Genomic DNA, 26,779 nt, shown 5'->3' on the forward strand with positions numbered 1-26,779 from the left:
CTGCTGTGAAGTGGGCAGCGGCCACATCGTAGACGGTTGAAGGGTGAGTTCGAGACACGACGCATAGAAAATGCCGACCGGAATTACCGGGCTGGTGCAGCGGTCCGGAGGCGCCAGGGCGACAAATGGTTTAGGAGTCGTGCATGGCAGAGCCCACCGCCACCATGCGCCGCCTCGCACGCGGCGAGCGCTGTCCGGTTATTCACCAGGTCACGGGCAGACGGCCAAGTCCTCGCGGGAGGCTGGGCCGCCACTGATGATCGACCACATTGCGACGGTGACTGCGTGTGGGGCCGACCCTCGGAGTTGGCCTTGATGTGTGCGGCACCCGGTCGTCGTAGAGTGCTGCGGCCGGGTCGAAGTCGACCAGGAAACCCACCGGTTCGTATTGCGGTCTCCCCTCGGCCAGGACCGCGTCGCCCAGCGATCTCAGCGTGGAAGGGCCGTCGCCGATGCGCCAGGCGGCCCGCGCCATTTCCTGCCATTTCCTGCCTGACCCCCACAGGCCACCGGCCGTGACCTTGCGCCCCAGCTCATCGACGGCACCTCGTACGCGTACGACCCGGCCGGCACGCGGTTCACGACGCGCGCCAGCCGCTCCAGCGCACGACCGAGACTTCGACCACCGGTCCGCCGGGTGGCCGGTCGGCGTACTGCCGGTATTTCGCCGTGAGCAGGCCGATGCAGCGCGCGGCCTCGGGGGACTGGTCCGCGGGCGGGAGCACTCGCGCTTCGCCATCGGCCCGGGCCCACCAGAGGCGGTCCCAGTCCTCCTCGTAGTGATCGGTGAGCAGGCAGATCGATGGGTTGGCGGCGATGTTGGCCAGGCGCTTCAGCCGCGTCGTCCGCTTCGGTTTGTGGTCCACGGCCAACATCACCGTGTCGCCGTCCAGGGCGAACACCACCGGCACCAGGTGCGGGCGGGCCGCCGTGTCGGCCGTCGCGAGGTGGGCGATGCGCGCCATGGCGAACCGCTCCCGTGCCTCAGTGCTCGTCAGAGCGGGCATCGCACCCCTTTCCGACAGTCACGGCGACGGTTTTGGTGGGGCCATCGCGGTTACGGATCTTCGCATCGGTCCCGCCTTCCCGGGGCGCAGCGGTTTCCGGCCTCTCAGCGGTACCGGGCAGCGACTTCGGCCAGTTGGTCCAAGTACTCCAGCGTCTCGCGTTCGGGCATCGTCGGCACGTAGAACAGCAGCCGCTCGACCCCCAGACGGCTGTAGCCCTCGATCTGTTCGGGATCGGCGGGAACCGCGTACACCGTCACGGGCACCTCTCGGTCGGCAAGGGCGCGCAGCCGCTCGATCCGCGGGCCGAGCTCCTGGGGCGGCATGCTGATGGCCAACCATGCGTCTCCGAGCTGCGCCACCCGCCGGAACGCGCCCTCGCCGCCCCCGACGTAGATCGGCGGATGGGGGCGCTGCACGGGCTTGGGCCAGGCATAGACCGGATCGAAGTTGACGAACTCGCCGTGGAACTCGGCCTTCTCCTCGGTCCACAGCTCTCTGATGGCGCGCAGCCGCTCGTCGGTGAGCCGGCCGCGGGTGGACGGGTCGGCGCCGTGGTTCCTCATCTCCTCACGGTTCCAGCCCACACCGACGCCGAAGATCACGCGGCCGCCGGAGATCAGGTCGAGCGAGGCCACCTCCTTCGCCGTGATGATCGGGTCGCGGTGCGGGATCAGTGCGATGCCGGTGGCCAGCAGCAGCCGCTCGGTCACCACACCGACCGCGGTCAGGGCGACGAAGGGGTCAAGGGTGCGGTAATACATCTCCGGCAGCTCACCGCCACCCGGGTAGGGCGTCTGGCGGTCTGCCGGGATGTGGCTGTGCTCGGCGATGAACAACGAGTCGAAAGCGCGTTCCTCCACCGCGGTTCCGAGCGAGGTCGGACTGATGCCCTGGTCGGTGATGAAGGTCGAGACTCCGAATTTCACTACGGCTCCGTCGAGGGTGGAGTGGGGGAAAGGACGGGTGGCACAGATCTGCTGACTACCCACCCCGGGTGGTCCCGCTCCCAGGACCACCCGGGAGAACCATCGCGGATTACGGTTTCGGGCCCGCGGTCGCAAGAACGCGCCGGGGAGACGGCGGACGCGCATCGGCGACCCCGCCGACCCAGAACCCCCCGCGTGGCGTCCAGCGCGCGGCTGACAACGCCGGCGTGGCGTCTCCCGCAGGGTCGTGTGCCGGTGTCCGGGCGGCCGAGGACGCGCGTGCTCGGCGGCGGCCCCGCATCCGCCCGACGCCGTCCGGCAACGCTTTGCCGTGGGATGTAGCGCAGGCACAGCCGGAGCACGCACTCGGCTCTCAGGCCGCCATCATTCGCCGGCGGCGAACATGTCCGGCATTTCGTCGACGCCGGATATCCCGATGCCGAGTCCGCAACCGCCGGCAAGGTGCGCGCGCGGCACGTCTTCGGACAACGGTCCGGCGGGCCAGGGGGTGCCGACGAGGTCGTGTACCCGGTGGTCCCGGGCGAGGTTTCATAAATTGTGCATAGTTGCCACTCCGATGAGTGACAGCTAGTGTGCAATGCGTAATCGAGATGGCGTGAACTCCCCTTGAATCGGCTGGGGTAGTGGCAAAAGACTTCTCATGTGCCAAGGCGGACATGCCCCCCAGGAGGGGCTCCGCGGCACACCAGTCACGTTCGCCATGTAGAGGAGATCGCCGCATGCCCGATGCCGGCCCTCAAGGCACCGCGCACCCGATCACGCTGACCGACGGCACCACCACCCGGACCCGGGAGGTGACCCCCGCCGACCTCGGTCCGATCCAGGCGCTGCACCGCCGTTGCTCGCCGGTCAGCCGGGCCCTGCGTTACCACGCGGGTAAACCCGAGCTGTCTCCGGCCGGATGGCGGCTGCTGTCCGATCCTGAGCGCGGCACCACATTGGTCACCACCACCGCCCAGCGCACGGACCGCATCATCGCCATGACCAACGTCATGCGTACCGATCAGCAAGGAGTCGGCGAACTGGCCGTGCTGGTCGAGGACGAATGGCAGTCGAAGGGGCTCGGCACCGCACTGGCCGTACACGCGGCCGACGTGGCCCGCCGGGCCGGACACCACACCCTGACCGCGACGGTCGCCGTGGCCAACACACCGATGCTCCACGTCCTGGAGAGTCTGGACGCGCCACCCACCCGCGCCACCGGACCCGTCCTCGATATCCACATCCCCATCGCGGGGGACACCTGCCAGGAGCACGTGACCACTTGGGCGTAGGTCCAGGTGCTTCCAGCCACGGCCCGCGCCGACTGTCGGGCGGGAGGAACCGACACGCCGGCCCCCTGTATGGCCGTGCGGGCCGCAGTGCACCAGGGTCAACTCGCCGACGACGGACGGATGTTCTGATTGAGCCGGAACAGGTTCGTGGGGTCGTACTTGTCCTTGACCTGCACGAGCCGGTCGTAGACCGCGCCAGGATACGAGGCGCGCACCTTGTCCTCTGCCGCGTCACCGGTGAAGTTGACGTACGCCGCACCGCGGCCGTGGCGCGCGATCTCCTCCCGTCCCCCGCGTGCCCACTCGGCATGCTCGTCGAAGCCTGTCGGCTCGGGGGAGCGTGCGATCACATTGCAAAGGAAGCCTGCGTCACGTTGGCTGAAGGCGGTCGCGTCCGCGGGAATGCGGCCGAAGGCGCCTCCCAGTTGATGCAGGTGCAGTTCGCTGGACGGCGTCGGCGTGGTGAGGTGCAGGCGCGTCAGCGCATCGATCGCAGTGCCGGATGCCTCGATGAATGCCGAGGTGAAGTAGTTGTGCGCACCAGGCGTCCACAGTGGGTCCAGAAGCGACTGCATACCGACGTACGGCATCGGGCCCATGAGGTCGGCGATCGGGGTGCCGAGCGTGCGCAACGGACGGACCGCCGCCTCACCGGCCTCGATGGCGCCGGAATACATGCCGGCGACGACCACGACGCGGGTACCGTGCACCTCTTCCGGCAGGAACGGCAGCGGCGGGGCTGTTGTCAGGTTGACCAGCGTGGTCAGCTCGTCGGGCATCTCGGCGGTCAGGTCACGCCACCTGGTGATCACCTGCTGTGCCTCGGCGGCAGGATAGAAGATCAAGCCCGCGAGCACTTGTGGGCCCACCAGGTGCAGCTCGTACTCGAGCGACGTGACGACACCGAAATTGCCGCCGCCGCCCCGGAGCGCCCAGAACAGGTCGGGGTTCTCCTCCGCACTGGCGTGCACGAGCCGGCCGTCCGCGGTCACGACATCGGCCGCGACCAGATTGTCGGAGGCCAGTCCGTGGCGGCGGACCAGCCAGCCCACCCCGCCGCCGAGGGTGAAGCCGGAGATACCGGTCGTCGAGACCAGGCCACCGGTCACGGCAAGGCCGAACGCCTGGGTCTCGTGGTCGAGATCCCCCCATGTCATCCCGGGCTGCGCGACGACCCGCCGCCGCTCCGGGTCGACCCGCGCCCCCTTCATGGCGGACAGGTCGATGACGATGCCTCCGTCGCAGGTCGAGAATCCTGCGATGCTGTGTGCGCCGCCCCGCACCGCGACGGGCAGGTCCTGGCTGCGCGCGAACTCGACCGCACGGATCACATCGGCGGTTCCGGCGCACCGCACCACCAGGGCCGGCTTCCGGTCGTGGGCGGCGTTCCAGATCGCCCGGGCCTCGTCGTACGACGGGTCGCCCGGGCGTACGACCTCGCCTCGCAGTGCCGCCTCCAGCTCACCGATGGTGGCGTCCCCGAGGACACCCCTTGCCATATCGATCGACATTGTCGGCCTCCTTGGCCGGTATGGCCTTCTCTCTGACACCAAGGACCGTAGGAGGTGCCGCTTAGCACCGGGTTAGCGTCGACTTTGCGCCCGTGCCCCGGCTCGGCGCAGGTGGGCCAGACCCCGCATGTCGCCCAGTTGAGTGAAATGGCCCAGCGCACGGGCGGTGGCCGCCTCCGCGCCGGCATGGTCGCCCGCTTCCTCCGCCAGCCCGGACAGCATGACCGCCACCCACCCGGTGGCACACGTCGACCCGGCCACGTACTGGAGATCCAGGGCGCGGATGAGCAAAGCCCGGGCTGTGGCGGTGTCGCCCGCCGCCCGGGCGACGAGGCCGAGGTGGAGCAGGCTGTTCGTCCTGCCGGGGGTGTCGCCGGTCTCCTCGAAACCGGCGAGGGACCGGCCGATCGCCGCCCGCGCGCCGTCGACGTCGCCGACGGCCATGGCCAGCAGGCCGAGACTGCCCAGCGTGATCCCGACCTCGCGGCGGTCGCCGAGCCGGCGCCTGATCCAGAGGCTGGCATCGAGATGCGGCCGGGCATTGTCGTACTCCCCATGGGTACGGCAGATGTTTCCCAGGGTGTTGAGGGCCAGCGACTCCCCGTGCGGGTCACCGAGCCCGCGGAAGCAGTCGACGCTCTGTTCGGCCGCTGTTCTGGCCTCCTCCACATCGCCGTCCAGCCGGGTGGCCCACGCGAGGTTGGACAACGCGTACCCGCGCGCCTGTGCCGTGCCCACCAGGCGCCCGACCAGCACGCTCTCCTCGAAGAACAGCGACATCCTGCCCTCGGCGTCCTCCTCGGCCATGTACCCGGGTGTCATGACCGGGAAGTACGGCCGGTCCCTGCCGCCCGGCCCCGTGAGGTCGGCAAGGTCCGTGAGCAGACGCAGACTTGTCCCGAAGGCCTCCCGGGCAGCCCTACCGTCACCGCGGCAGACGGCGCTGATCCCTCGCTGGTGCGCGGCGGCGGCCAGAACCGGCAACTCCCCGCCGGCGAGCGCGCACGCCTCGTCGAGTGCTGTCCGTGCCTCCTCCCAGGTGCCGCGCATCCACAACAGGATCGCCTGCTGGTAGAAGGCGTACGCCAGTGCTGCCCGGTCCCCTCGCGCCCGGTGGATCGCCACGATCTCCGCACCGATGGACGCCAGCCGGGAGCTGTCGCCGAGCCGTATCGCGAGCACGCCCTGGCCGAGGAGCGCCCGAGCGCGTAGCGGGGTCGGTGCCGGCGCTGCGGAGAGGGCGTCGTCCAACCGGCGCCGCCCCTCCGCGAGATACCCGCGCTCGACCCAGAACCGCCGCAACGCGACCGCCAGTCGTAGCGCGCTTTCGGGGTCGTTCTCAAGTGCCGATCGCAGTGCGGCGCGGAGGTTGTCGTGGTCGGCTTCGAGCTGGAGCGAGGTCTCGCCGGAGGCGCGGGTCGTCAGCTCAGGGTCGTGCGACTCGGCGAGTGCGAGGTAGAAGCCGCGGTGCCGGCTCTCGGTCTGCGCCAGTTCCCCGCTCTCACGCAGCCGCTCCCGTGCGTACTGCCGGATCGTTTCCAGCAGTCGATAGCGAGCCTCGTCGCCGTGGCGGTCAACCAGGACGAGCGACTTGTCGACCAGCCGGCCGAGCAGATCCAGCACGGACGCGGGGTCGATGTCCCTGGTGCACACGTCCTCCACCGCGGCCAGGGAGAAGCCGCCGGCGAAGACCGCGAGCCGACGGAAGAGCAGTCGCTCCTCGGGGTCGAGCAGCTGGTGACTCCACTGAAGGGTGGCGAGCAGCGTCTGCTGCCGGGTCACCGTATGCCTGCTGCCCTGCCCGAGGAGGGTGAGCGCGTCGTCGAGCCGTTCTGCGATCTGCCGCGGTGCCAGCATGCGTACTCGCGCGGCCGCGAGCTCCAGGGCCAGCGGCATCCCGTCGAGCCGGAAGCAGATCTGCGCGACGGCGGCCGCATTGTCCGCGTCCAGCTGGAAAGGCGGGACGGCCTCCGTGGCCCGCTCCACGAACAGCCGCACGGACGAGAAACGGCCGAGCTCGGCCGGCGGTGGCAGCCGATGTATGTCCGGCAGCCCGAGTGAAGGCACCCGCGATGTGCGTTCGCCGTAGGCCTGCAGAGGCTCGCGGCTGGTGGCCAGCACGACGACCCCCGGACAGTGGGCCAAGACGTCCGCGACCAGGCCGGCGCATGCCTCGACCAGGTGCTCACAGTTGTCGAGCACGAGCAGCAGCTCCCGCCCGGCGAGCTGCGTGACCAGCGCCGCTTGCGTCCTGTTGTCCGGCGAGAGCTGGATGTCGAGCGCCGCGGCGACCGCGTCCGGAACGAACCTCGGGTCGGTGAGCGCGGCGAGGTCGATGAACCACACACCGTCGCGGACAGCCTCGACGTGGCGTGCCGCGACGGCCAGGGCCAGGCGGGTCTTGCCGCAGCCGCCGGGGCCGGTCAGGGTCAGCAGCTTGCTTCGCGCGAGCAGTTCCTCCACTTCGGCAATCTCGCGTTCCCGGCCGATGAAGCTGGTCATCTGCGCCGGCAGGTTGTGGCGGTGGACGGGACCGCGTTCGGCCGGCTCCTCGACCGAGCCGGCCAGCAGGGTGCGGTAGACCTCGCGGGTCTGCGGGTCCGGGTCGGATCCGGTGTCACTGCGGAGCGCGTCGCGCAATTGCTCGTACACCGCCAGCGACTCCCGCCGTCGCCCCGCAGACGCAAGGACCCGCATGAGCGCCCGGTTGCCTGGCTCGTTCAACTCATCGTCGGCGATCAGGGCCTGCAGCACCTCGACCGCCTCGGCGGCGTGGCCCTCCTGCTCGAGCGCCTCGGCGAGACCCAGTCTCAGCCCGGTGCGCCGGACATGTATGGCACCGCGCGCCTCCCGCGTCCATGACTCGAAGGTGTCCTCGGGCAACAGTTCATGTTCGGCCAGGGCAAGTGCGGCGCGGTAATCCGCCGGACTGCCGCCGGCCGATGCCCGTCGTGTCGCCTCCTCCAGCTCGTCGAGGTCGACCCGTACGCCGCCTTCCGGGCCCAGTACGACCATGTCGTCCCGCAGGACGACGACATCGCCGGGTGTCCCGGCCGTCGCCAACGCGCGCCGGACGGCATGCAACACCTGGTGCAGGTTGTTGGACGCGGCTTCCGCATCGAGGTCGGGCCACAGCAGGTCGTACAATCGGTCCCGGTGCAGCCTGTGGCCCGGCGTCAGGGCCAGCAGTTTCAGTACGCTCCTGGCCTTGCGCAGCCGCCAGGCCCCGGCGGCGACGTGACGGTCTGCGACCGTCACCCGCAAGCCACCGAGCAGACCGATGCGCACCTCGTCGGCCATGTCTGCCCCTAAGGCAGGCTGCGCAGGGGCACTGGACCCGTCGGCAGTCGGTGCGGTCGGCGAGGTGATCCTTCAGCGGCTGCCCCCAGGGCCACTGAGCCCCAGTTCTGGCACCGACGCAGGCTGAGCCCGCGGCCGTCGGCACGGCACCGCCGAGGCCGAGCGCTGCGGGACTGGTTCCACGTGACCATACGCATCACCGTGACCCAGATGGCCATTTCCCTGCGCTCGCCGACGGATCCGACAGCCAGGCTCACACAGGAATTACACCGGTCACTTTACAGGCCCGGGGGAGACGAGTCGCCTGCGCCTGGTAACGGCGGGTGACCGAGATCAGGGCCGTGGTCACCGCCGTGACACTCCACCTGGTGAGCGTTGCGCAGCCGGCCGGCGAAGACGCCTCGCAACCCGGCGACGGGCGCGGGGGGCGTCTCACCGGACGTTGGGCGGGTCGTCCGCCGACGTGCCGGGCGTCATTCGGGCGCCCCTCGACACGGCCATATTCGCCGGCCGCATCGTCAGTTCCGTCGGCGCCCGATCCCCGGCGGGGTCCTGTTTTGAGCGCGCCGTCCTCGCCCACGGCAATCACCCCGGGCCAACCGTCCACCTCGCAGGCCCGGTCCTAGTCGTCCGGGGTGTCCCCATCGCCGATGTCCACCCTGATTCCGTACGGCCGCCCCATGCGTCCAGCGCGGAGGCAGGGATGACGATCAGCGGTCAGGACCTCGTGATCGTCCAACTGCTGTGACTCAAGGGAGGATGGGCCAACTGGCAGGGTTTTTGGGGCCGATGGGCTGCGCCGCGATCCACGATGGGTGGAGCCGGTGGTTCCTCGACGCCAGGCCGGGTCCGGGGTTCGGCGCCGTCGGCTCCTTCTTCATGGAGTCCGGCGGCGACTGCGGGAGGTGGCCGTCGCCGGCGGTGTTCCTCGAGGAGATGGCCGACGCCGTGGAGGATGTCCGGCCCCTGGGAAACCACCTGCCCCGAGTGGACGACGAGGCGTTGTCATGGGACTGAACTCCCGAGGCCGAGGCCGAGGCCGAGGCCGACAGACCACGCCGATCAGCGCGTCGAGGGCAGCGCCGGGCGATCGCCGCCTCGTGACGCACAGGTGCTTGTCTCGTGTCGGTCATGGCCGGGGCCGGGTCAGGTACTGAGCGATGCGTTCTCCCCATGTGCGGATGTCGGCGCGGGTCCGGGACACATACAGGTCGGCGTGCGGGAGCAGACGGGCCAGCGTTTCCGCGGTCGACAGGGGATGGCCCGGGTCATCCACCCAGGCCAGGATCAGGCTTGGCCGGCTCAGCGCGGTGATTGCCGTGGGGCAGGGCAAGTCGGACAGCGCCAGGCCGCGCAGGACGGACGGCAGTACCCGCGCGGCGGGCGTCGGTGGGAGCTCGGGAACGTCGGCCAGGACTGTGGGGCGAGGCTGATTCCTCTTGGCGGCGAGCCAGGCGTCCACTCCCTCTCGTTCGATCAGCTCAGCCCATTCCCGGTTGTCCCGCGCATGCGTCTTTCGCGTCGTCCAGGCTGTGGGTGGGATGAGCAGAACCAGTCGGGAGAACCGGTCTGGCGCCTGGACAGCGGCGTGCAGCACGGTGGCGCATCCCATCGACGCGCCCATGGCGTCGACGGGCTGGGCGGCGCGGAGATGGTCGAGCAGGGCCAGCAGGTCGTCCGCGAGCGAGGGGTAGGTGTAGTCGGTGTCCACGGGGTCGCCGGTGGATCGCCCGTGTGCCCGGGCGTCGTAACGGACCAGGCGCTGCCCCGCGTCCAGGACCGGCGCCCAGTCGAACAAGCCCATTCGGTCCTCGGCGGCCTGACTGACGAATCCGCCGTGCGCGTACACGGCGAGCGGGCCCTCACCGGCGTCGTCGTAGACCAGCTCGGCCCGGCGGCGCCGGAAGCGGCCTTCCCTGACGGTGTGCTCCACTGCCCTCATAGCCGCGCGCCTCGTGTCGGCACCTCTGCTCAAATCCTACGGCTGCCACGGCCAGGGGCGGCAATGGCTGGGACGGGGCAGTCAGGGTTCGATGACGAGTTGCTCGATGAGGCCGTCGCGGAGGGTGAAGCGGTAGTGCAGGTCGACAACTCCGCCGGGGAAGTCGCCTTCGAGGTGCTGCGTGGCGATGAAGTGGGTGCCGTCCGTCTGCTGGGCGCCGGTGAGGCGGATGGTGTACGTGTACTCGCTCGCTGACCGGCTCAGCCACTTCTCGATCGCATCGGCGCCTTCGTACGTCCGGCCCTCGTCGACGACCGATGCGTCGCCGGTGAACGCTGCGACGGCACTGGCCGTGTCGTGGGCCCGGTGGGCGTCCAAGTAGCGGGTGACCGCGTCGGGGAGCGCGGCGGGGTCGATGGCGCCGGGTCGCCGAGTCGGCTCAGCGTTGATCACAGGCATCTGGTGACAGGGCCTCGATGCCGGAACCTCCACGCCATCGACCGGGCTACGAAGTCCGGCGGGTGGCTCATCACGTTCGCGGGATCAATCAGAATATTTCTGAGCATTTAACCCTAGGGTGGCGTTGTGAACGGCCACCAGCGAGTGCGGGACGACGAGGGAAGCGCGGCCCGACTCCTTACGCTGTCGGACGGCGTGTTCGCCATCGCGATGACGCTGCTGGCGCTGGACCTCACGCTGCCCGCCGGGTTGGACCCCGAAGGTTTCGAGCATGCGCTGGGGGATGTGATGCCCAACCTGTGGGCGTACGCCCTCAGCTTCCTGGTCATCGCGGCGTTCTGGCGGGGCCACCACCAGATCTTCCGGTACGTGCGGGAGGTGGACGGGACGGTCATCAGGCTCGGGCTGCTGAGCCTCGGGCTGATCGCCCTGATGCCCTTCCCCACCACCCTGTTGGCCGAGTACGGGGAGCTGCCGCAGGCGGTGGCCCTCTACTCCGGCGCAGTCGCGGCCATGGGGGCCACGCAGCTCATGCTCACGTTCGTAGTGTGGAAGCGCCCGTGGCTGGGTAGCGCGGCGGTGCCCGATCCCGTCGCGCGCAACGATGTGGCCGATCTGGCGTCGACGGTGCTGGTCTTCGCCGTCGCCGTGCCGCTCGCCTTTGTCTCCCCGATGGGCGCGAAGCTGTGGTGGGCGGTGCTGATCCCGGTCAAGTCGTTTACGGGCAAGCGGGGCAAGCGGCTGCGCGCGGCCGCCCAACGGCTCGGTGCATAGCGGGTCTGCGCCAGGTCGGCTGGGGGCTGGGTGGACGGTGTCTACCTGATGCCCTTGGTGGGCGGCGGTGGCATGTGGTGCAAGCGCGGGTGCCGGTCCAGCAGTTCAGGAGGGTCCCAAGTGCGCCAGCTTTGGCCAGTGGCCGTGGAACGCGCTGGGCGGGTCGATGGAATACACCTGTCTACGCGCGGTTGAGGCAGAGGACTGTGGGAAGCGCCGTTCGGGGGAACGGCGGGTGTTGCGGAGAGGGGCCCGGAGGAGCGCCGCGTACGTTCGGTTGGCATGACGCACGCATCGGGTGATCGCGCATCCGCCCCCACCCGCCGCACCACGCTTGCCGGTCTCGTCGGTGGGGCCGGCGCTCTGATGACCGCTGGGTGCACCCCTTCGGGCGCGTCTCCCGCGCATGCACCCACCCCCAGTTCCACGGCGTCGGCCTCCGCCCCGGCGAGCGGTCCCACGCCCGGCGTGATGACGCTCTTCAAAGACCCGGGCTTCAACTTCAACGGGCTCCTCGCGCTCGGTGCGTCCGGCTACGGCGCCGGTGAGGTGGGCGAGGTGCTCACGGCCGTGAACGCGATCAACAAGGCCGGGCTCTCCGCGCAGACGTACACCGAGACGTTCAAGAATCTCGGCGATCAGCTGATGGAGGCGCCCCAGGGCAGCAAACCCGGGACGGAGACGACACGCTTCCGTGCGCTGCGGGCCGCCCAGTACTACGGCCAGGCACTGTTCTTCGTCCTCGGCTCCGACGACCCCGGCAGCGAGGAGCAGCTGTACAAGGCCGGGCGCGGTGCCTGGGACAAGTTCTGCAAGCTGTGCGACCCGGCACCGGTGACGGCGAACATCCCGTACGGGAAGACCCCGCTGCCTGTGTGGTTCTTCCGGCCGGACGACTCGGTCGAGCGGCGCCCCACCGTGATCCTCACGAACGGCAGCGACGGACAGAACGTCGACATGTGGACCTACGGCGTCGCGGCCGCTCTGGAACGCGGCTGGAACGCCCTCGTGTACGACGGGCCCGGCCAGGGGCAGTTGCTCTATGTAAACGAAGTGGTCTTCACGCCACGCTGGGAGACCGTCGTAACGCCGCTCGTCAACTGGCTGGCCGCCCGCTCGGACGTGGACAGCGGCAAGATCGCCCTGACCGGGCTGAGTATGGCCGGGAACCTGGCCCCCCGGGCCGCGGCCTTCGAGAGCAGGATCGCCGCTCTGGTGGCGATGCCCGGCGTGCTCGCGCCCTGGCTGGGCTTTCCTCCGGAGGTCCGGGAGATCCTCACTCCGGACAAGGAGGAGACCAACAACATCTGGAACAAAGAGGTCGTTCCCGAGCTCCCTCCGCCCGCGGCCGCGACGATGAAAAAGCGCATTGAGCCCTTCTCCGTACCGGCGATGCTCCAAGCCCGAGAGGGCAAGATGTTCAGCGACTTCTACACCCCCGCCAAACTCATCGAGTCGCTGGACATCACGAACGTCGTGGGCCGCATCAAGATGCCCACGCTGGTCCTCGACTACGACTACGAGCAGTTCTATCCCGGTCAGCCGCGCCAGATGTTCGACAAGCTGACGGCTCCCAAGGACTACGTGAAGCTGACCACGGCCACCGGCGCGCAGCTGCACTGCTCCCCGATGGCCCCACAGCAGCACTGCGAGGTCGTCTTCGACTGGCTGCAGGAGAAGCTGTCGGGCAGCTGACTTCTGCGGCCACCTCCGCCTCGTCCCACGCGCTGCCCCGTCCGCTCACGCCCGCATGGCCTGTGGGCGCCCAACGGCGGCATGGAGTATCCGCTGAGCATTGCGGTCGTCGCGATCGCCATCGCCGCCGTCGGGCCCGGACGTCTGTCCCTGGGTCGCCCGTTCCGCTGGCGATACGGCGGATGGGTGCCGGCCACCGTGGCGGTGTGCCTCGGTGGAATCGGCGCCGTCATCGTCCTTGCCCTCAAGCAATAGGGGCAGCAGCCCAGCGATTCGCAATCGAAGGCCTTCCCGCGGCACGTGAACGTCCCCAGACAACTGCTGTGGCCCTCGCTCCGGACCTGTGCGCTGCGACAGCGCTCCCTCACTCCCTGCCCGTGACAGGTCGCTGCGCCCGTCATGGCCTGGATCACCGTCACGGCGTAGCCGACCGGCCGCGGACCATCTTCACGCCTCGGGTGACGGGTGTAGTGCCTGTCGCCGTGCCACTCGTGGCGACGGGGGCGGGGCATCGATCTGCCCGTCGGCGAAACGGACTTGGTCGCTTTCGGCGCGGCGGCGTCAATGGACGGGCTGCGCCTCGCCCGCTCCCGGCTGTTCGAACTGGGTCCGGTACAGCTCCTCGTAGCGTCCGCCCACGGCCAGGAGTTCGGTGTGGGTTCCGCGTTGGACGACCCGGCCCTCCTCTACGACCAGGATCAGGTCTGCGGCTCGTACGGTCGAGAGCCGGTGGGCGATCACCACTGCGGTACGGCCCGCAAGTGCCTCCCCGAGGGCCTCCTGGACTGCCGCCTCAGAGGTGGAGTCGAGGTGGGCGGTCGCCTCGTCGAGGATGACGACCCGCTGGCGTGCCAACAGCAGCCGGGCGATGGTCAGCCGCTGCCGTTCGCCGCCGGAGAGCCGGTAGCCGCGCTCGCCGACGACGGTGTCCAGGCCGTCGGGCAGCGAGGCCACCAGCCCGGCCAGGCGGGAGCGGCGCAGGGCATCCCAGATGTCGTCCTCGGTGGCGTCCGGCCGGGCAAGGAGCAGGTTGGCACGGACGGATTCGTGGAAGAGGTGGCCGTCCTGGGTGACCATGCCGATCGTCTCGCGGATCGAGTCCGAGGTCAGGTCGCGGACGTCGACGCCGTTCAGCCGCACGGAACCGGTGTCAACGTCGTACAGCCGTGGCATGAGTTGGGCGATCGTGGACTTGCCCGCGCCGGAGGAGCCGACCAGCGCGACCATCCGGCCGGGTTCGGCGCGGAAGGAGACGCCGTGCAGAACCTCTGTGCCGCCCCGGGAGTCGAGAGTGGCGACCTCTTCCAGGGAGGCGAGGGAGACCTTGTCGGCGGAGGGGTAGCCGAAGCGGACCCCATCGAACTCCACGGACACCGGCCCGTCCGGCACCCGGCGGGCGTCCGGCTTCTCGGAGATCAGTGGTTTGAGGTCGAGGATCTCGAAGACCCGCTCGAAACTGACCAGGGCGCTCATCACCTCGACGCGGGCGCCGGCCAGGGCGGTCAGCGGGGCGTAGAGGCGGGTGAGGAGCAGAGCGAGGGCGACGAGGGCTCCCGGGTCCAGGCTGCCGCGCAGTGCGTAGTAGCCGCCGAGTCCGTATACCAGAGCCAGGGCCAGTGCGGACACCAGGGTGAGGGCGGTGATGAACACGGACTGGGCCATGGCTGTGCGGATGCCGATGTCGCGCACGCGGCGGGCCCGGGCGGCGAATTCGGCGGACTCGTCGGAGGGGCGTCCGAAGAGTTTGACGAGGGTCGCGCCCGGGGCGGAGAACCGCTCGGTCATCTGAGTACCCATGGCGGCGTTGTGGTTGGCGGCCTCGCGCTGCATCTTGGCCATGCGGGAGCCCATCCGGCGGGCGGGGACAACGAACACCGGGAGCAGGACGAGGGCGAGCACGGTGATCTGCCAGGAGATGCTGAGCATCACGGCAAGCGTCATCAGCAAGGTGACGAGGTTGGATACGACGCCGGAGAGGGTGTTGCTGAAGGCCCGCTGGGCCCCTATGACGTCGTTGTTGAGCCGGCTGACGAGTGCACCGGTGCGGGTGCGGGTGAAGAAAGCGACTGGCATCCGCTGGACGTGGTCGAAGACCGCCGTGCGGAGATCGAGGATCAGCCCCTCGCCGAGAGTGGCGGACAGCCAGCGGGTGAGCAGACCGAGCCCCGCCTCGGCGACGGCGATGACGGCGATCAGCAGCGCGAGCCGAGTGACCGTGCCGGTCTGCTCGCCTTTGATGATCGCGTCGACGACGCGGCCGGCGAGTACAGGCGTCGCCACGGCGAGCAGGGCGGTGACCACGCTCAGCAGCAGGAAGCGGTACAGCTGCCGGCGGTGCGGGCGGGCGAAGGAGGCGATACGGCGCAGGGTCGCCCTGGAAATGGGTCTCTGGTCCTGCTGAGCGTTCATCGCGCTGTGCAGCGATGTCCACGCGGTGACTTCCATGTCCAAGGGGTGCCTCCGGAATCTGGTGGGCCGACGCGGTTCCCGTCGGCCGGCGTGGCCCGGGGCGCACCCAGAACGCTACGACCTAAACCAAACTTGAGGTCAACCGATTCCTCTCGGTCCTCGACCGTTTCCACGCTCACCTGCCACAGCTGGTCGCCCAGATCGTTCGGGCTCAGTTCGGTGGCTGATTCCGAATCACCGCCTGCGCGGGCGTCCCGGGTACGGGAAACCGCGAGTACGAGTGCCTGGATGACCGCTCCAGACCGAACACGTTCGCCACGAACAAGTTCGCAATCTTCACCCTCGCCTCCGCTTGCCACACACCCGCCCCCTGCGACGCCGACCGCGTCGCCTCGCCGCCCACAATCCCCAAAGCTCCCAAGCGACCAGGATCACCGCCCCGCCGGACACATCGACGCTCACCGGTTCTGACCCTCCCCAAGCGGGAGACGCGGCCTCGGGCCGGCAGGGGAGAGGTCAGCGGATGATCGGGGACACCGGAGGGGGAGTGCTGCAAAGGGCACGTACGGCGGACTGCGCTGCCTGCTCCACGGCGGAGATGCCGCGGGACATGCTCCGGCTGCCGTGAGAGAGGATCACGAGGTAGAACGTTCTCCCGTGTGCTTTGACCCGCCCCATGCTGTTGATTGCCCAGCGTTGGGACTGGGTCCGCTGCAGCCAGCCGTTCTTGAGTTGCCAACGGCTGCCTGCCGCGGACACCCCCCAGTCCTGGTCGGCGTCGATCCGGCCCATGAGGGTCTGGATCAGGTCGCGCGAGGCCCGATTCAGCGGTGATCGATCGTCGAACACAGCGGACAGCAGGGTCAACTGGTCTGCCGCGGTGGTCCTGGTGAGGCCCCAGTGGATGCCTGGCCCCGCTTCGGTGGACGTCAACCCCAGGGTCCTGTTGGCGTCGGTGAGTCCTCGGCCGCCGCCGATACGCCGCCACAGGGCGCCGGCGGAGTCGTTGTCGCTGCTCTGGATCATCGACGCGGCGGTCGATTCCTCCCACCGGGTGAGCGGCCGTTCCTCGCGCTGGGCACGCAGCAGCAGGGCCGCCAGAATATCCACCTTCGCCAGGCTCGCGGTGATGTGCACTTGCGAGCCGTACAGCGCGCGGCGACCGCTCCTGGGTTCCAGAACAGCGACCGACACCCGAGTGCCTTTCCCCGTTCGGATCGGTTCCAGAGAACGGGCGAGCACGCTGTTCACATCCGTCGGGACCGACGCCCGTGCGCCGGGGCTGCCTGACGGCGCTTCGGCCGGCTTGCTGCTCCCCGACGTCAGCGGTGCCTGGTTCTGAGCCGGGGGGCGTCCACTTCGGTCACCGACTCCGCTCTGACCGGCAGCGAAGCAGCTCGTGAGCAGCATGCCCGCAGCTGAGCATGCCAGTACACGCTGTATCCGCCCTCGGCCCGCGATGGCCTCGTCGTGTCTGCCCGGGGCGGGCGGGACAGGCTCCTGTCCCATCCGGTGGGGTGATGAGGCAGCATCAAACGGATTCATCGGGAACCTCAATCGCACAAGTGGGCGGCAAATCGAAGCGGAAGATATGCCCATAGTCTTTTCCGATGCGAGGCGCGCCGCATCCCGGCGCGGTTTCCCCCTGAAGGCGCAACGCGCTTACCGCAGAAAGCCACCTGACGACCCCTCGGGACGTGACGAAGGCCCATTTCTTCCGGCCGTCTGCGCCTGCCCCCGCGCCGCTACGTCGTGCAACGCCGCCCCTGGCCCCGGTGCCGTGGCCTTTCCGCGCCACTCTTGCCGGTGAGCGCCTCGCGGCGTTTGGGGGTGAGTTGGGCGGCGCGCTGCGGGTGTCAGCGAGGAACATGCCGCGCGGGCGTGGATGTTCGGGTGCGTTGGTGCACGCGGAGACTTCCGTGATCGGAACGGGCTCTGCCCCTGACGCCCCCGATGCGCACGATCACCCGTGCGGGGTCCGGCCCCTGACCAACCTGATCGCGCTGATCGTGAGGTCGGGGTCGTGGACCTGTACGTAGTGGTCGCTCCCCGTGGCAAGTAGGTGGGGGGTCTGCGGTGCCAGTTCCACCAGCGCCTGCTGCACCCGTGGCCAGGCCCGTTCCAGTCGCGTCAGCAGCGGCTTCGGGGCTTCCTCGGCGGCGGCGAAGGGTTCCGTCTTGCTGATGACGGCGAGAGGTACCTTCGGCAGCGGACCGGCACGGTCGACCGCCGCGACGGCACCGTCGATGTCGGCCTTCTCGAATGCCGGATCGTCGTCGAAGGCCGTGCCGGGATGGTTGAGCAGCCGCACGTACTCGGCCCAGTCCCGGCCGAACAACGGCTTCATGTTCGTACCGAACGCGTCCACAAAGACGAGGCCGCCGGTCCGTTCCGGATACTTCTGGGCATACAACCGAGTGATCATTCCCCCGAAGGAGTGGCCCACCAGCAGGTAGGGACCGGGCACATGGCCCAACGTCAGCACCTCGTCGAGGTCGCGCACCATGTCCGTAAGCGAGCGCGTACCGGTAAACGAGGTGCTCCGCGCGGTGAGGGCGGGTGGTTCGGTGTACCGGAGCGTTCCGGGCCGGTCGTAGGTGCAGACGCGGGTGAACTCCGCGACGCCCGGGAAGACCGCGGGCGCCTTCGGCACCGGCGGGCGGGTGTCCGTGATGCTCCAGGTGTCGGACGAGTCGTGGAGCCCCGACACGAGGACGACGGTCGGGCTGCCACTTCCCCGGCAGTGCAGATATATTTTCCGGCCACCGCCGATGTCGACCTGCCGAGCCAGGTCACCGGTCGTCGCGGTCGCCGTCGAAGCCGCAGAGGCGGTCGCCGTTGCCCCCGCGGCGCGGTCGGCCGGGACGGTGTGACAAGCAGAGGGCAGCATCAGCGCCGCCATGGTCGGCACCAGCACCACGACGGGCACGCGTTGTCGCATGGCGCCAGCCTGACCGGAGGCGCGGGCGTCCGCCACCGAGTCGACAGCGGGACCGCGGGCCGGAGCCGTTGCGCACGACACCCGCCCCGGCTCGGGCGGGCGGCTGGTGCTCCCGCACCAGCATCTCGCAGTGCCTGGCTTCATAGGCGAGTACGGAGACCGGAACTGACACCGCCGCTGGAGGATCTGGACTGTCAGTGGCTGCTGAGAGCATCGAGTTATGACTGAGAACACTGCACCGATCACGGCTTACTGGGATGCCGCTGCGGCGACCTTCGACGACGAACCCGACCACGGGCTGAGGGCTGACAACACCCGTGCTGCGTGGGCACGGCTCTTGCGCTCCTGGATGCCGCCGGATCCAGTTGACGTTCTCGACATCGGCTGCGGCACCGGATCCGTGTCCTTGCTGCTGGCCGAGGCCGGTCACCGGGTCACTGGGGTCGACCTGGCGCCGCGCATGGTTGAACAGGCACGTAGGAAGTTCCAGGCCACCGGTCTCGCGAGCCGTTTCCTGGTCGGTGACGCCATGATGCCCCCGACCGGGGAGCAACGGTTCGGTGTCGTGCTGTCGCGTCATCTGGTGTGGACGCTGCCCGATCCGCAGGCCGCGTTGCGGGAGTGGGTGACGCGCTTGCGGCCAGGAGGGCGGCTGGTGCTCGTCGAGGGTCGGTGGGGTGAGGCAGGCCAGAGCGGTGTGCCGTATGTGGCCGGTGCCGAATCGCTGCCGTGGAACGGCGGGATCAGCGCGGAGGACCTGGCCTCGGCCGTTCGCCCGCTTGTTTCTGACGTGAGCATTGAACCGCTCAGCGCAGACCCGGACTTGTGGGGTGGCCCGGTGGACGATGAACGGTATGCCCTGATCGCCGTCATATGACGTGCTGCTTCTCATCCACGGCTTCCACCAGTCCGTCCTGATCCGTATGGACGGCACCGACGCGGCTCAGCGCAACGTCGCCGCACCGGCCGCGTCCCGACCGGACCTGGCCCTGGACGACAACGGGGCCGGGCCGGGGGCGTGGGCGACACCTCGCCCGAGTTGTGGATCAACATCGCCGTACTCGCGGTGCTGCTCGGATATCTCCTGCTCGGCATCGCCAACAAACTCATCGCCACCACCGCCGCGCGGCGCACCGAACTCGCCACGCTCCAGCTGATCGGCGCCACGCCGTACCAGGTCCGAGCGATGATGCGACGCGAAGCGATACTCATCGCCACCCGGGTGCTCATCACCGGCCCGCTGCCGTCCGTCGTCCCTCTCGCGTTGCTGTCCGTCGGCTTCCTGCACCGCCCCTGGCCCGCGGGACCCGCCTGGCTGCTGCCCGCCGGCGCGGGCCCGCTCAGGCGCTCGCCCGCGCCTGACCTGCTCGGCAGCCCTGCGGCATACAGCTGCTGACTCAGGTGGACGCGGTCGGCGGCGCTGCACCAACGCCGCCCGTTCGGATGCGTGTCTGTTGCCCGGCACGTGCGCGGCCAGTGGTATTGCAGTGGGCCTGCCGACGGATGGCGCCTGGACATGAGTCGCCCCGCACAGGAGGGATCTGCCGATGCCAGGAGCCAGGAGCAGCTGGCGAGGCCGTGGTGCTGCGTGCGCCGCAGGGGCCCTGTTGCTCTCCTCCGTCGTGGTGAACGGTTCGGGCGCGGTCGAGCCACCGCGCGGAGGAGCGCCGGTGGGCAACGAACGGACCCTGCTGCGATGGAGCGAGCAGGGTATCTTGGACACTGGTGGGTCTGGGCCAACGAGCCGTGTACGACATGGCAGGCGACAGCTGCCGCGAGCTACGACGGTCCCTGGGACCGGCCCACTGCTCACCCCATTCTGGTCGTCAATCCGACCTACGACCCTGCCACCCCACACCAGGCAGGCAAGGCCATGGCCCGGGAACTCGCCGACGCCCGCCTGCTCACCCTCAACGGGTACGGGCACACCGCACTGGACAATCCGAGCAACTGCGTCAACCAGCACGCGGTCCGCTACTTCCTCAGTGGTGTTCTCCCCCCTGTCGGCGCGTCGTGCGAACAGGACACCCCGCCCTTCAGCACGAAGACGCCGGCCAACGGATCGGCCGGGCCTCGCACACGCGACGAGGATGGCCGTCACGCCCCCGGTCCCGGGCCACAGCACTTCCGTGTCTCGGGCGGGATGATCTCGAAGTCTGCCTGCTTGCCGGGGGCGAGGCTCAACTTCAGCGCATGGAACGGCTGCAGCTCGGCCGGTTGGCCTTCGATGAACGGGTACCACTTCTGGACGTAGCGCTTGGAAGGAAGGACAACATCAGCCGTGGGAGTGCTGTGGCGAGAGGGGTCAGTGCAGGAGATAGAGGGCGAGGGCGCCGCCCGAATCAGCGATACGGGCGATGTGGGCGTAGCCGCGGACAGTGGCGTAGGCACCCGTGCCGCCGGTGATGGCGATGTCGAAGTCGCTGGGCGGGGTGCCGATGGGGGTGGTCTTGAGGTGCTGCCACGACACCTGCCCACGGGGAAGGCTGAAGGTGCCCGAGCAGAGGGTGCTGTCTGCTGCTACGCGAGTGCATACCGCCCCCTCGGTGCCATAGCGTGCACCGTTGCGGAAGAGGTTCGCGGTGATGATGATCTGATCGCCGATCCCGGGTCCGGGCGTGCCGTTGTCGACCACCGTGGTTCCCGTGCTCGTCGACGTCAGTCGGACGACCTCTGTGAGCCCTCTGCTCATGCTCCTTTCCAGGGAGTACGGGTCATGGGATGCAGAGGCAGAACTCGTGAGAGTTGCCAGCGATAGCGCCGTTGCCGCCACCACACCCCACTTTTTTGAAGTGGTAAGCATTCTTCCTCCCCTTATGGAAATGGCTTCTTGGGTGCGCATCAGAATTGCCATTGTGTGATGTAGCGTCAATTATCAACACATCAAAGGTGTCTGGTTCATCCATTCGGCCGTCTCTCGCCGCATCGCCGGGATGACGGCCTCGTCCCGACGCTCCTCACCCGGCGGCAGCGGTACGGCGAGCGGGTGGGGCAGGGCTGCCCGATCCTTGGCCGGCTGACCGTGTGACACCGCTAGCGCCCTCCAACCAGGCCCTGGACCTGCTCCAACACCTCCTGGTCGGCTGGACCGGCGACGCCTCACCTGCGACAACCCACCCCATGGCAGCCCTACGACACCACTCAGCAAGGCCCTACCAGGGCGGCGGCTACAGGAGCCGTACACGCGGATCCTGGCGCCGGTGACGGGGCGCGTGTTGCCGGCCCCAGAAGGCAGGGGGCGACGTCCCTGGCCCTGGACGACGTGCCGATCGGCTTCGCAGCATCACCGGGGTGCCTGCCGAGACGACAGTCAGGGCGGCGAAGTACTTCATCGCCGCACGCCTCGCCGGAAACGGCGCCCGCGTAGACGCGGTGCACCAAAAGCCGCACGGACCGGTCATCCCCGACTGCTTCTGGAGGATACCGGCACTGCGCCGTTCAGCCGTATTACCGCGCTTGCAGTGATATTCGGTGCTTTCGTCGACGGGGGGCGCCCGGCAGCGCTGGCGCCGAACTGAATCGGGAGACGTAATGCGCAGAGCAGTTCTCGCGGCGGCCCTGGCCGCCGCAGTGTCCTCGGCAATCTTTGCCCCTTCGGGCGCCTTGGCGGACGGCGCTGCCTCGTCGCACCGCACAGGCGGGCAGCACGCCGGCAACAGCCAGTCGGTGATCGGGCTGACGAACGATCAGCAGCTGGTCAGGTTCGATGTGAAGGCCCCCTCGAAGGTGTGGCCGCTGGGGCCGGTGGGCGGGCTCACCGGGGACACCGAGCTGGTGGGCATCGACTTCCGGGTCCAGAACGCGAGGCTGTACGGGGTCGGTAACCGGGGCGGCATCTACACCCTGAACAGCTCCAACGCACAGGCGACGAAGGTCTCTCAGCTCACCGTCGCACTGGCCGGGTCCCGGTTCGGGGTGGACTTCAACCCGGCGGCGAACCGGCTGAGGGTCATCAGCGACACCGGCCAGAACCTGCGCCACAACATCGACGACCCGGCGGCCCCGCCGGTCACCACCGTCGACGGCACGTTGACCAACCCGACGATGCCCCCGTCCACCGCGCTGGGGGTGACCGGCGCCGCCTACACCAACAACGACGTCAACGCCGCCACCGCTACGACCCTGTTCGACATCGATACCACCAACGACCGGGTTTCTCTGCAGTCCCCGGCCAACGCCGGCACCCTCGCCCCCACCGGCAACCTCGGCGTCGACGCAGGGCCGAGCGCGGGCTTCGACATCTATTACTCCCCGAAGGCCGGCACCAACCAGGGCTTCGCCGCTCTGCAGACCGGCGGCTACTTCCGCTTCTACAGAGTCAACATCCTGAACGGGGCCGCCACCAGCCTGGGCTTCTTCCCGGCAAACTGGCAGGTCTTCGACGTCGCGCTGCCCCTGAACCAAAGCTGACCGCCTTCTTCAGCTCGGATGATCTCGTGTGCTGCGCTGCGGCGGACCCGCGGCGCAGCACCACCCGCACACCCCGCCCCGGCGCGGGCGAGTGCGGCGGACGTGTGCTGTACAGCGGTCCGGTCCCGCGGGGCTGGCCAAGGCGGGCTACACGCCAACTGCCCCCGCTGCGCGCTGCGATGGCACCGCCGCGTCGTCAGCACCCCGGTCGGCTGGCGCCAGCTCTCGCTATGGACTGCGTGGGTTCCCCTGTCACCGTGGACTGGCGCCTGACCGTGCAGGCCCCTCGACGGTGTGAACCGGAGCGCGCCACTCGATCCCGTGCTCAAGGGAAGCAGCTCGCGGGTGTGTCGCTCAGCAGGGATACGCGGTGATCTGGATGCGGTGGCTGTCGTTGTCGGAGAGGAACGACGCCAGTTCCCGCCCCTGTTCGGCGACGGTGGTGCGGTCGGCTCGGGAGAAGCGGCGCAGCGGGGTGACAATCACGGTGCCTGCCTTGACGCTCCAGGTCGCACCGACCCGGCCGTCGACCAGGACAACGCGAGCGCCGGCAACCGACAGGCCGCGGTGGGCGTCGTCGATGATCCGGCTGCGGTCGTGGTAACCGAGGATCGCGTTGTCGAACGCCGGCAGGAACCGCACCGGGGCGGGTGTGTCGGGGTCGGGACGCGGCGCGTCGGGCAGGTCCAACAGTTCCCGGCCTCGCTCGTCGCGGAAGGTGACCAGTTCCCCGCGTATCGCGGCGACCGCGGCCGGCAGCCCGGCGAGGCCGCACCAGGCGCGCAGGTCGGCCGAGGCGGCGGGGCCGAACGCGGCAAGATAGCGCCGTACCAGCGCTTCGCCGACCGGATCGGCGCCGTCCGGGGACAGAGGGTCGATTTCGCGCCCCAGCCAGGAGGAGAGCATGACGTTGCGCACTCCTGCCCTCGTGCGCCAGAGCCCGCGCGGTGGCAGCTGCGCCACCGGGACGAGGGCGGCGATCAGCATTTCGCCCAGTGCTCGCGGCCCCGGCGTCGGCCAGCGCTCGGCGAGCGCCCGCGCGAGCTCGGTCATCGAGCGCGGCTCGTCGTCGGCCATTACCGCCCGGCCTGCTGCAGCGAGCTCGTCGAGGTCTGTCCCGTCGAGCTCGCGGCGGTAGTTCCCGAGTACCCGTTGGCGCAGCATGGTGTCGTGGCGGGCCCGCCAGGCCAGAGCGTCGTCGGCGGTGACGAGGTGGACGGTGCGGCGCATGAGATGGGTCCGCACCACGCTCCGCCGGACAAGCAGGTCCGAGAGCACCGCCGGGTCGAACGCGCGCAGCCGCGACCAGAGCCCGACGAACGGTTCCTGCGGTTCCTGCGCTTGCAGACCGCCGAGGTGTGCGACGGCGTCGAGGACCGGTACGTCGGCGCGATCGAGCAGCAACTGCCGGGCGAGCGTCGCGCGGTTGAGCGCCCGGGTGTCGAAAACGGTCATCGGGGTCATGCCGCGGCGCGCTCGTCGGCCGATCGTCGGCGTAGCGACGCGCGTTTGATGGCCGGCGGCGTGTAGGACACGTCGAGCGGGCCGATGTCGGTTCCGGGCGCCGAGTACGGGGGCCGCTCGGTGCCGAAGCGCTGCAGTCCAAGCCTGTCGGCGACCCATTGCGCCTCGACGATCTCCGAGACCGGGGCGTTGGAGGATCCGATGGCGCGTACCTTGCCGCTGCGCACCAGGTCGGTCGGGACGGAGAGCGTCTCCTCGACGTCAGTTCGCGGGTCGGGGTGGTGGATCTGGTAGAGGTCGATGTGGTCGGTCTGGAGGCGTCGCAGCGAGTGCTCGACCTCGGTGACGATCCAGCGCCGGGAGCTGCCGCCACGGTTGGGGTCTTCACCCATCGAGCCGTTGACCTTGGTGGCCAGCACGATGTCGTCGCGCCGGCCCTTCAGCGTCCTGCCCACGATCTCTTCCGACTCACTGTGGGAGTAAACGTCGGCGGTGTAGGCGAAGTTGATCGCCGCGTCCAGTGCCCGGTGGACGATCCGGACGCAGTCGTCCTGGTCGGTGTTACCCGTCCGGCCGAACATCATGGTGCCCAGGCAGTAGGGGCTGACCCGAATACCGGTCCGTCCCAGCTCGCGCATCTTCACGGTGACGCCGTTCCCTTCTTTGCTGACTGATGGCAATTGATTGCTCGACCGAGCGGGACCACAGGACCGGACGGCGGGCGAGCAGTCGCCGTCCGGCCCTCATTCACCCCGTCCGGCGCGCAGCAGCGGGTCGGGGCGGCGGCCGGATCTGACAGAGATCCGTCATCAGTCAGGTCGACTTCTGCCCGTCGAGCGTCTCGCGCAGGATGTCCGCGTGCCCGGCGTGCTGGGCGGTCTCGGCGATGACGTGCATCAGCACCCGGCGCACGCTGCGCACCGCTCCCGGCTCGTTCCAGGGCGCCTCCGGCAGCGGGTGCGTCGCCGACAAGTCAGGCACGGAGGCGATGATCTCCTCGCTGCAGGCGGCGACCTGCTCGTAGCGCGCGACGATCCCGGCCAGCGTCTCGCCGGGCAGCATCTGGAAGTCGTTCTGGTGGTCGATCGCCCACTGCGGGAACTCGCGTGCGGTACCAGCCGTGAGGTCGGCCCAGGTGACACCGTCGGGCAGGTCGTAGCGCATCGCCGACGGGCCATCGGCCACGAAGCACATCCATCCTTCCTCGATGGACGCGACGTGCTTGATCAGCCCGCCCAGGCACAGCGCGCTGACCGTAGGGCGTTCACCGGCCTGCTCGTCGCTGAGCCCACGCGTGGTGGTGGTCAGGGCCAATCGCGCGGTCGCGAGCTGGGCGAGCAGGTCGGCCCGCTCGGCGTCGAGAGTGGAGAGGGGCGTGGTCGTGGCGGTCACAGTGATCGGGTCCTTCTGGTCGTTCTCGTTGTCTGGCACGGGAGAACAGTCGCAGGGGAAGCGGTCAGGGTGTGGCCGCTTCTCAGGGCAATATGGGAGTCATGCCGAAGACATCAGCGCGACTGCTGTCGCTGCTCTCGCTGCTCCAGGCACGCCGGGACTGGCCGGGGGCGCTACTGGCCGAGCGGCTGGACATCAGCCCGCGCACCGTGCGCCGTGATGTCGACCGCCTGCGCGAACTCGGCTATCCCATAGTGGCCTTCAAGGGGCCCGACGGTGGGTACCGGCTCGACGCCGGCACGGAACTGCCCCCGTTGCTGTTCGACGACGAGCAGGCCGTCGCCCTCGCCGTCGCACTCCAGATCGCCACGACCACCGGTGCCGGGATCGAGGACGCCGCGGCGCGCGCGCTGACCACCGTCCGGCAGGTCATGCCCGCACGGCTGCGCCGCCGCATCGACACCCTCCAGGTCACCGCCGTCGAGCGCCCCGCGACCCGACCGGACCCACAGGTCGACAGCAGCATGCTCATGACGCTCAGCGCTGCCGTCCACGCCTGCGAAGTGCTGCGCTTCAACTACACCCCGGCATCCCCACCGGGAGCCGGCGACGACGACCGCGCCGAAACTCCACCGCGCCGGGTGCAGCCCCACCACCTCGTCACCTGGGGCGGGCGCTGGTACCTCGTCGCCTGGGACCTCGACCGCAACGACTGGCGCACCTTCCGCGCCGACCGGATCACACCGCGTACCCCCACGGGGCCCCGCTTCACCCCGCGCGAACTGCCCGGAGGCGAGGTGGCCGCCTTCGTCGCCAGCAGGTTCCGGGGCTCCGACGGCTCGGGCGACTGGCCCTGCCGCGGCGAGGTGATCCTCGACCTGCCCGCCGCTGTCGTGTCCCGCTACACCCGCGACGGAGTCGTCGAGGAACTCGGCCAGAACCGCTGCCGGCTCGTCCTGGGCTCGTGGTCATGGCCCGGCCTGGCCGCCACCATCGGCGGGTTCGACGCCGATATAGAGGTCGTCGGCCCACCCGAACTCAAACACGCCTTCGCGCACCTGGCCCGCCGCTACGCCAACGCCGCGACCGACGGAACCGCCAAGCTCACCCCGCCACCCTCAAGCCACTGAGCGACGCGCACTCTCAGAGCGGAACTCGTACGTCCTGTCGCCATACGGCGATCGGGTGTACAGCTTCGCGTACTTGTGCGTCCCGGAGTCTGCGAGCTCGCGCCCTTCCGACCGTGCCGCG

At 69.4% G+C, this 26,779-nt stretch carries 22 protein-coding genes and 1 pseudogene; 10 read left to right on the forward strand and 13 right to left on the reverse strand.

All coding sequences use genetic code 11. The features are described 5' to 3' along the window. Nucleotides 1-578: 578 nt before the first annotated feature. Together J7E87_RS10080 and J7E87_RS10085 are read right to left on the reverse strand one after the other, a co-directional pair. The gene (locus J7E87_RS10080; RefSeq protein ID WP_215092247.1) at nt 579-1,007 is read right to left on the reverse strand and encodes a TIGR03668 family PPOX class F420-dependent oxidoreductase; all 429 of its coding nucleotides are present in this window, start codon (nt 1,005-1,007) and stop codon (nt 579-581) included. Nucleotides 1,008-1,111: 104 nt separating this feature from the next. Beyond that, nucleotides 1,112-1,936 carry an LLM class F420-dependent oxidoreductase gene (locus J7E87_RS10085; RefSeq protein ID WP_215092249.1) on the reverse strand — a complete coding sequence of 275 codons (825 nt, stop codon included), beginning with the start codon at nt 1,934-1,936 and terminating at the stop codon, nt 1,112-1,114. Nucleotides 1,937-2,676: 740 nt separating this feature from the next. On the opposite strand from J7E87_RS10085, the gene J7E87_RS10090 reads away from it, so the two are divergent. Continuing rightward, complete coding sequence (locus J7E87_RS10090) at nt 2,677-3,231, forward strand: GNAT family N-acetyltransferase (RefSeq protein ID WP_215092251.1); 555 nt, start codon at nt 2,677-2,679, stop codon at nt 3,229-3,231. Nucleotides 3,232-3,329: 98 nt separating this feature from the next. Here the strand turns inward: J7E87_RS10090 and J7E87_RS10095 are convergent, their stop codons facing one another. Next, nucleotides 3,330-4,742: an FAD-binding oxidoreductase gene (locus J7E87_RS10095; RefSeq protein WP_251017220.1), complete on the reverse strand. Its 1,413-nt coding sequence runs from the start codon at nt 4,740-4,742 to the stop codon at nt 3,330-3,332. Between the two features lie 72 nt (nt 4,743-4,814). Beyond that, nucleotides 4,815-8,042: a tetratricopeptide repeat protein gene (locus tag J7E87_RS10100; protein WP_215092253.1), complete on the reverse strand. Its 3,228-nt coding sequence runs from the start codon at nt 8,040-8,042 to the stop codon at nt 4,815-4,817. Between the two features lie 759 nt (nt 8,043-8,801). On the opposite strand from J7E87_RS10100, the gene J7E87_RS10105 reads away from it, so the two are divergent. Further along, complete coding sequence (locus J7E87_RS10105; protein WP_215092255.1) at nt 8,802-9,059, forward strand: hypothetical protein; 258 nt, start codon at nt 8,802-8,804, stop codon at nt 9,057-9,059. A gap of 112 nt (nt 9,060-9,171) precedes the next feature. Here the strand turns inward: J7E87_RS10105 and J7E87_RS10110 are convergent, their stop codons facing one another. Further along, nucleotides 9,172-9,984 (reverse strand): alpha/beta fold hydrolase, encoded by an 813-nt coding sequence (locus J7E87_RS10110; protein WP_215092258.1) that lies wholly within the window; start codon nt 9,982-9,984, stop codon nt 9,172-9,174. An 81-nt stretch (nt 9,985-10,065) separates the two neighbouring features. Further along, a complete protein-coding gene (locus J7E87_RS10115; protein WP_215092260.1) occupies nt 10,066-10,443 on the reverse strand; it encodes a nuclear transport factor 2 family protein in 378 nt (125 codons plus the stop codon). 126 nt (nt 10,444-10,569) lie between these two features. Here J7E87_RS10115 and J7E87_RS10120 point away from each other — a divergent pair, with 126 nt between their 5' ends. The 3 genes from J7E87_RS10120 (at nt 10,570) to J7E87_RS10130 (ending at nt 13,167) form a co-directional block, all read left to right on the forward strand. Then, nucleotides 10,570-11,217, forward strand: coding sequence for a TMEM175 family protein (locus J7E87_RS10120; protein ID WP_215092262.1), 648 nt, complete (start codon nt 10,570-10,572; stop codon nt 11,215-11,217). A 471-nt stretch (nt 11,218-11,688) separates the two neighbouring features. Beyond that, nucleotides 11,689-12,912, forward strand: a complete 1,224-nt coding sequence (locus J7E87_RS10125; protein WP_251017221.1) for a S9 family peptidase — start codon at nt 11,689-11,691, stop codon at nt 12,910-12,912. An 81-nt stretch (nt 12,913-12,993) separates the two neighbouring features. Continuing rightward, the gene (locus J7E87_RS10130) at nt 12,994-13,167 is read left to right on the forward strand and encodes a hypothetical protein (RefSeq protein ID WP_215092266.1); all 174 of its coding nucleotides are present in this window, start codon (nt 12,994-12,996) and stop codon (nt 13,165-13,167) included. A 306-nt stretch (nt 13,168-13,473) separates the two neighbouring features. Here the strand turns inward: J7E87_RS10130 and J7E87_RS10135 are convergent, their stop codons facing one another. The 3 genes from J7E87_RS10135 to J7E87_RS10145 all read right to left on the reverse strand — a co-directional run bounded on the left by J7E87_RS10135 (nt 13,474) and on the right by J7E87_RS10145 (nt 18,262). Further along, nucleotides 13,474-15,363: an ABC transporter ATP-binding protein gene (locus J7E87_RS10135; RefSeq protein WP_215092268.1), complete on the reverse strand. Its 1,890-nt coding sequence runs from the start codon at nt 15,361-15,363 to the stop codon at nt 13,474-13,476. Between the two features lie 474 nt (nt 15,364-15,837). After that, nucleotides 15,838-16,572, reverse strand: coding sequence for a serine hydrolase (locus J7E87_RS10140; protein ID WP_308312890.1), 735 nt, complete (start codon nt 16,570-16,572; stop codon nt 15,838-15,840). Between the two features lie 712 nt (nt 16,573-17,284). Then, nucleotides 17,285-18,262, reverse strand: coding sequence for an alpha/beta fold hydrolase (locus J7E87_RS10145; protein WP_215092271.1), 978 nt, complete (start codon nt 18,260-18,262; stop codon nt 17,285-17,287). A 220-nt stretch (nt 18,263-18,482) separates the two neighbouring features. Between J7E87_RS10145 and J7E87_RS10150 the strand changes: the two genes are divergently transcribed. The 3 genes from J7E87_RS10150 (at nt 18,483) to J7E87_RS10160 (ending at nt 20,516) form a co-directional block, all read left to right on the forward strand. Beyond that, complete coding sequence (locus tag J7E87_RS10150; protein ID WP_215092273.1) at nt 18,483-19,139, forward strand: class I SAM-dependent methyltransferase; 657 nt, start codon at nt 18,483-18,485, stop codon at nt 19,137-19,139. A gap of 141 nt (nt 19,140-19,280) precedes the next feature. Further along, nucleotides 19,281-19,658: an FtsX-like permease family protein gene (locus tag J7E87_RS10155; RefSeq protein WP_251017222.1), complete on the forward strand. Its 378-nt coding sequence runs from the start codon at nt 19,281-19,283 to the stop codon at nt 19,656-19,658. A gap of 300 nt (nt 19,659-19,958) precedes the next feature. Beyond that, nucleotides 19,959-20,516 (forward strand): alpha/beta hydrolase, encoded by a 558-nt coding sequence (locus tag J7E87_RS10160; protein WP_251017223.1) that lies wholly within the window; start codon nt 19,959-19,961, stop codon nt 20,514-20,516. Nucleotides 20,517-20,567: 51 nt separating this feature from the next. Here J7E87_RS10160 and J7E87_RS10165 read toward each other — a convergent pair whose 3' ends face one another. Continuing rightward, complete coding sequence (locus J7E87_RS10165; protein WP_251017224.1) at nt 20,568-20,954, reverse strand: hypothetical protein; 387 nt, start codon at nt 20,952-20,954, stop codon at nt 20,568-20,570. An 839-nt stretch (nt 20,955-21,793) separates the two neighbouring features. On the opposite strand from J7E87_RS10165, the gene J7E87_RS10170 reads away from it, so the two are divergent. Next, the gene (locus J7E87_RS10170) at nt 21,794-22,672 is read left to right on the forward strand and encodes a DUF4394 domain-containing protein (RefSeq protein ID WP_215092279.1); all 879 of its coding nucleotides are present in this window, start codon (nt 21,794-21,796) and stop codon (nt 22,670-22,672) included. A 354-nt stretch (nt 22,673-23,026) separates the two neighbouring features. Here J7E87_RS10170 and J7E87_RS10175 read toward each other — a convergent pair whose 3' ends face one another. From J7E87_RS10175 to J7E87_RS10185, 3 genes and pseudogenes are all read right to left on the reverse strand, one after another. Continuing rightward, nucleotides 23,027-24,127 carry a winged helix DNA-binding domain-containing protein gene (locus J7E87_RS10175; protein ID WP_215092281.1) on the reverse strand — a complete coding sequence of 367 codons (1,101 nt, stop codon included), beginning with the start codon at nt 24,125-24,127 and terminating at the stop codon, nt 23,027-23,029. Between the two features lie 110 nt (nt 24,128-24,237). Beyond that, a pseudogene (locus J7E87_RS10180) lies at nt 24,238-24,780 on the reverse strand (aldo/keto reductase); the annotation flags it as partial. Nucleotides 24,781-24,949: 169 nt separating this feature from the next. Beyond that, a complete protein-coding gene (locus J7E87_RS10185; RefSeq protein ID WP_215092326.1) occupies nt 24,950-25,528 on the reverse strand; it encodes a DinB family protein in 579 nt (192 codons plus the stop codon). 101 nt (nt 25,529-25,629) lie between these two features. Here J7E87_RS10185 and J7E87_RS10190 point away from each other — a divergent pair, with 101 nt between their 5' ends. Then, a complete protein-coding gene (locus J7E87_RS10190) occupies nt 25,630-26,658 on the forward strand; it encodes a YafY family protein (RefSeq protein WP_215092283.1) in 1,029 nt (342 codons plus the stop codon). Nucleotides 26,659-26,779 lie beyond the last annotated feature (121 nt).

Source organism: Streptomyces sp. ISL-1 (assembly GCF_018614585.1).
GTDB lineage: Bacteria > Actinomycetota > Actinomycetes > Streptomycetales > Streptomycetaceae > Streptomyces > Streptomyces maoxianensis.

Excerpts from the sequence above, each read along its gene's own strand:
- J7E87_RS10130 (WP_215092266.1), top strand. The coding sequence starts at position 12,994 with ATGGAGTATCCGCTGAGCATTGCGGTCGTCGCGATCGCCATCGCCGCC.
- J7E87_RS10080 (WP_215092247.1), bottom strand. The coding sequence starts at position 1,007 with ATGCCCGCTCTGACGAGCACTGAGGCACGGGAGCGGTTCGCCATGGCG.
- J7E87_RS10175 (WP_215092281.1), bottom strand. The coding sequence starts at position 24,127 with ATGACCGTTTTCGACACCCGGGCGCTCAACCGCGCGACGCTCGCCCGG.
- J7E87_RS10190 (WP_215092283.1), top strand. The coding sequence starts at position 25,630 with ATGCCGAAGACATCAGCGCGACTGCTGTCGCTGCTCTCGCTGCTCCAG.
- J7E87_RS10105 (WP_215092255.1), top strand. The coding sequence starts at position 8,802 with ATGGGCCAACTGGCAGGGTTTTTGGGGCCGATGGGCTGCGCCGCGATC.
- J7E87_RS10090 (WP_215092251.1), top strand. The coding sequence starts at position 2,677 with ATGCCCGATGCCGGCCCTCAAGGCACCGCGCACCCGATCACGCTGACC.
- J7E87_RS10115 (WP_215092260.1), bottom strand. The coding sequence starts at position 10,443 with ATGCCTGTGATCAACGCTGAGCCGACTCGGCGACCCGGCGCCATCGAC.
- J7E87_RS10095 (WP_251017220.1), bottom strand. The coding sequence starts at position 4,742 with ATGTCGATCGATATGGCAAGGGGTGTCCTCGGGGACGCCACCATCGGT.
- J7E87_RS10125 (WP_251017221.1), top strand. The coding sequence starts at position 11,689 with ATGACGCTCTTCAAAGACCCGGGCTTCAACTTCAACGGGCTCCTCGCG.
- J7E87_RS10170 (WP_215092279.1), top strand. The coding sequence starts at position 21,794 with ATGCGCAGAGCAGTTCTCGCGGCGGCCCTGGCCGCCGCAGTGTCCTCG.
- J7E87_RS10165 (WP_251017224.1), bottom strand. The coding sequence starts at position 20,954 with ATGAGCAGAGGGCTCACAGAGGTCGTCCGACTGACGTCGACGAGCACG.
- J7E87_RS10150 (WP_215092273.1), top strand. The coding sequence starts at position 18,483 with ATGACTGAGAACACTGCACCGATCACGGCTTACTGGGATGCCGCTGCG.
- J7E87_RS10110 (WP_215092258.1), bottom strand. The coding sequence starts at position 9,984 with ATGAGGGCAGTGGAGCACACCGTCAGGGAAGGCCGCTTCCGGCGCCGC.
- J7E87_RS10160 (WP_251017223.1), top strand. The coding sequence starts at position 19,959 with ATGGAGCGAGCAGGGTATCTTGGACACTGGTGGGTCTGGGCCAACGAG.
- J7E87_RS10100 (WP_215092253.1), bottom strand. The coding sequence starts at position 8,042 with ATGGCCGACGAGGTGCGCATCGGTCTGCTCGGTGGCTTGCGGGTGACG.
- J7E87_RS10145 (WP_215092271.1), bottom strand. The coding sequence starts at position 18,262 with ATGCGACAACGCGTGCCCGTCGTGGTGCTGGTGCCGACCATGGCGGCG.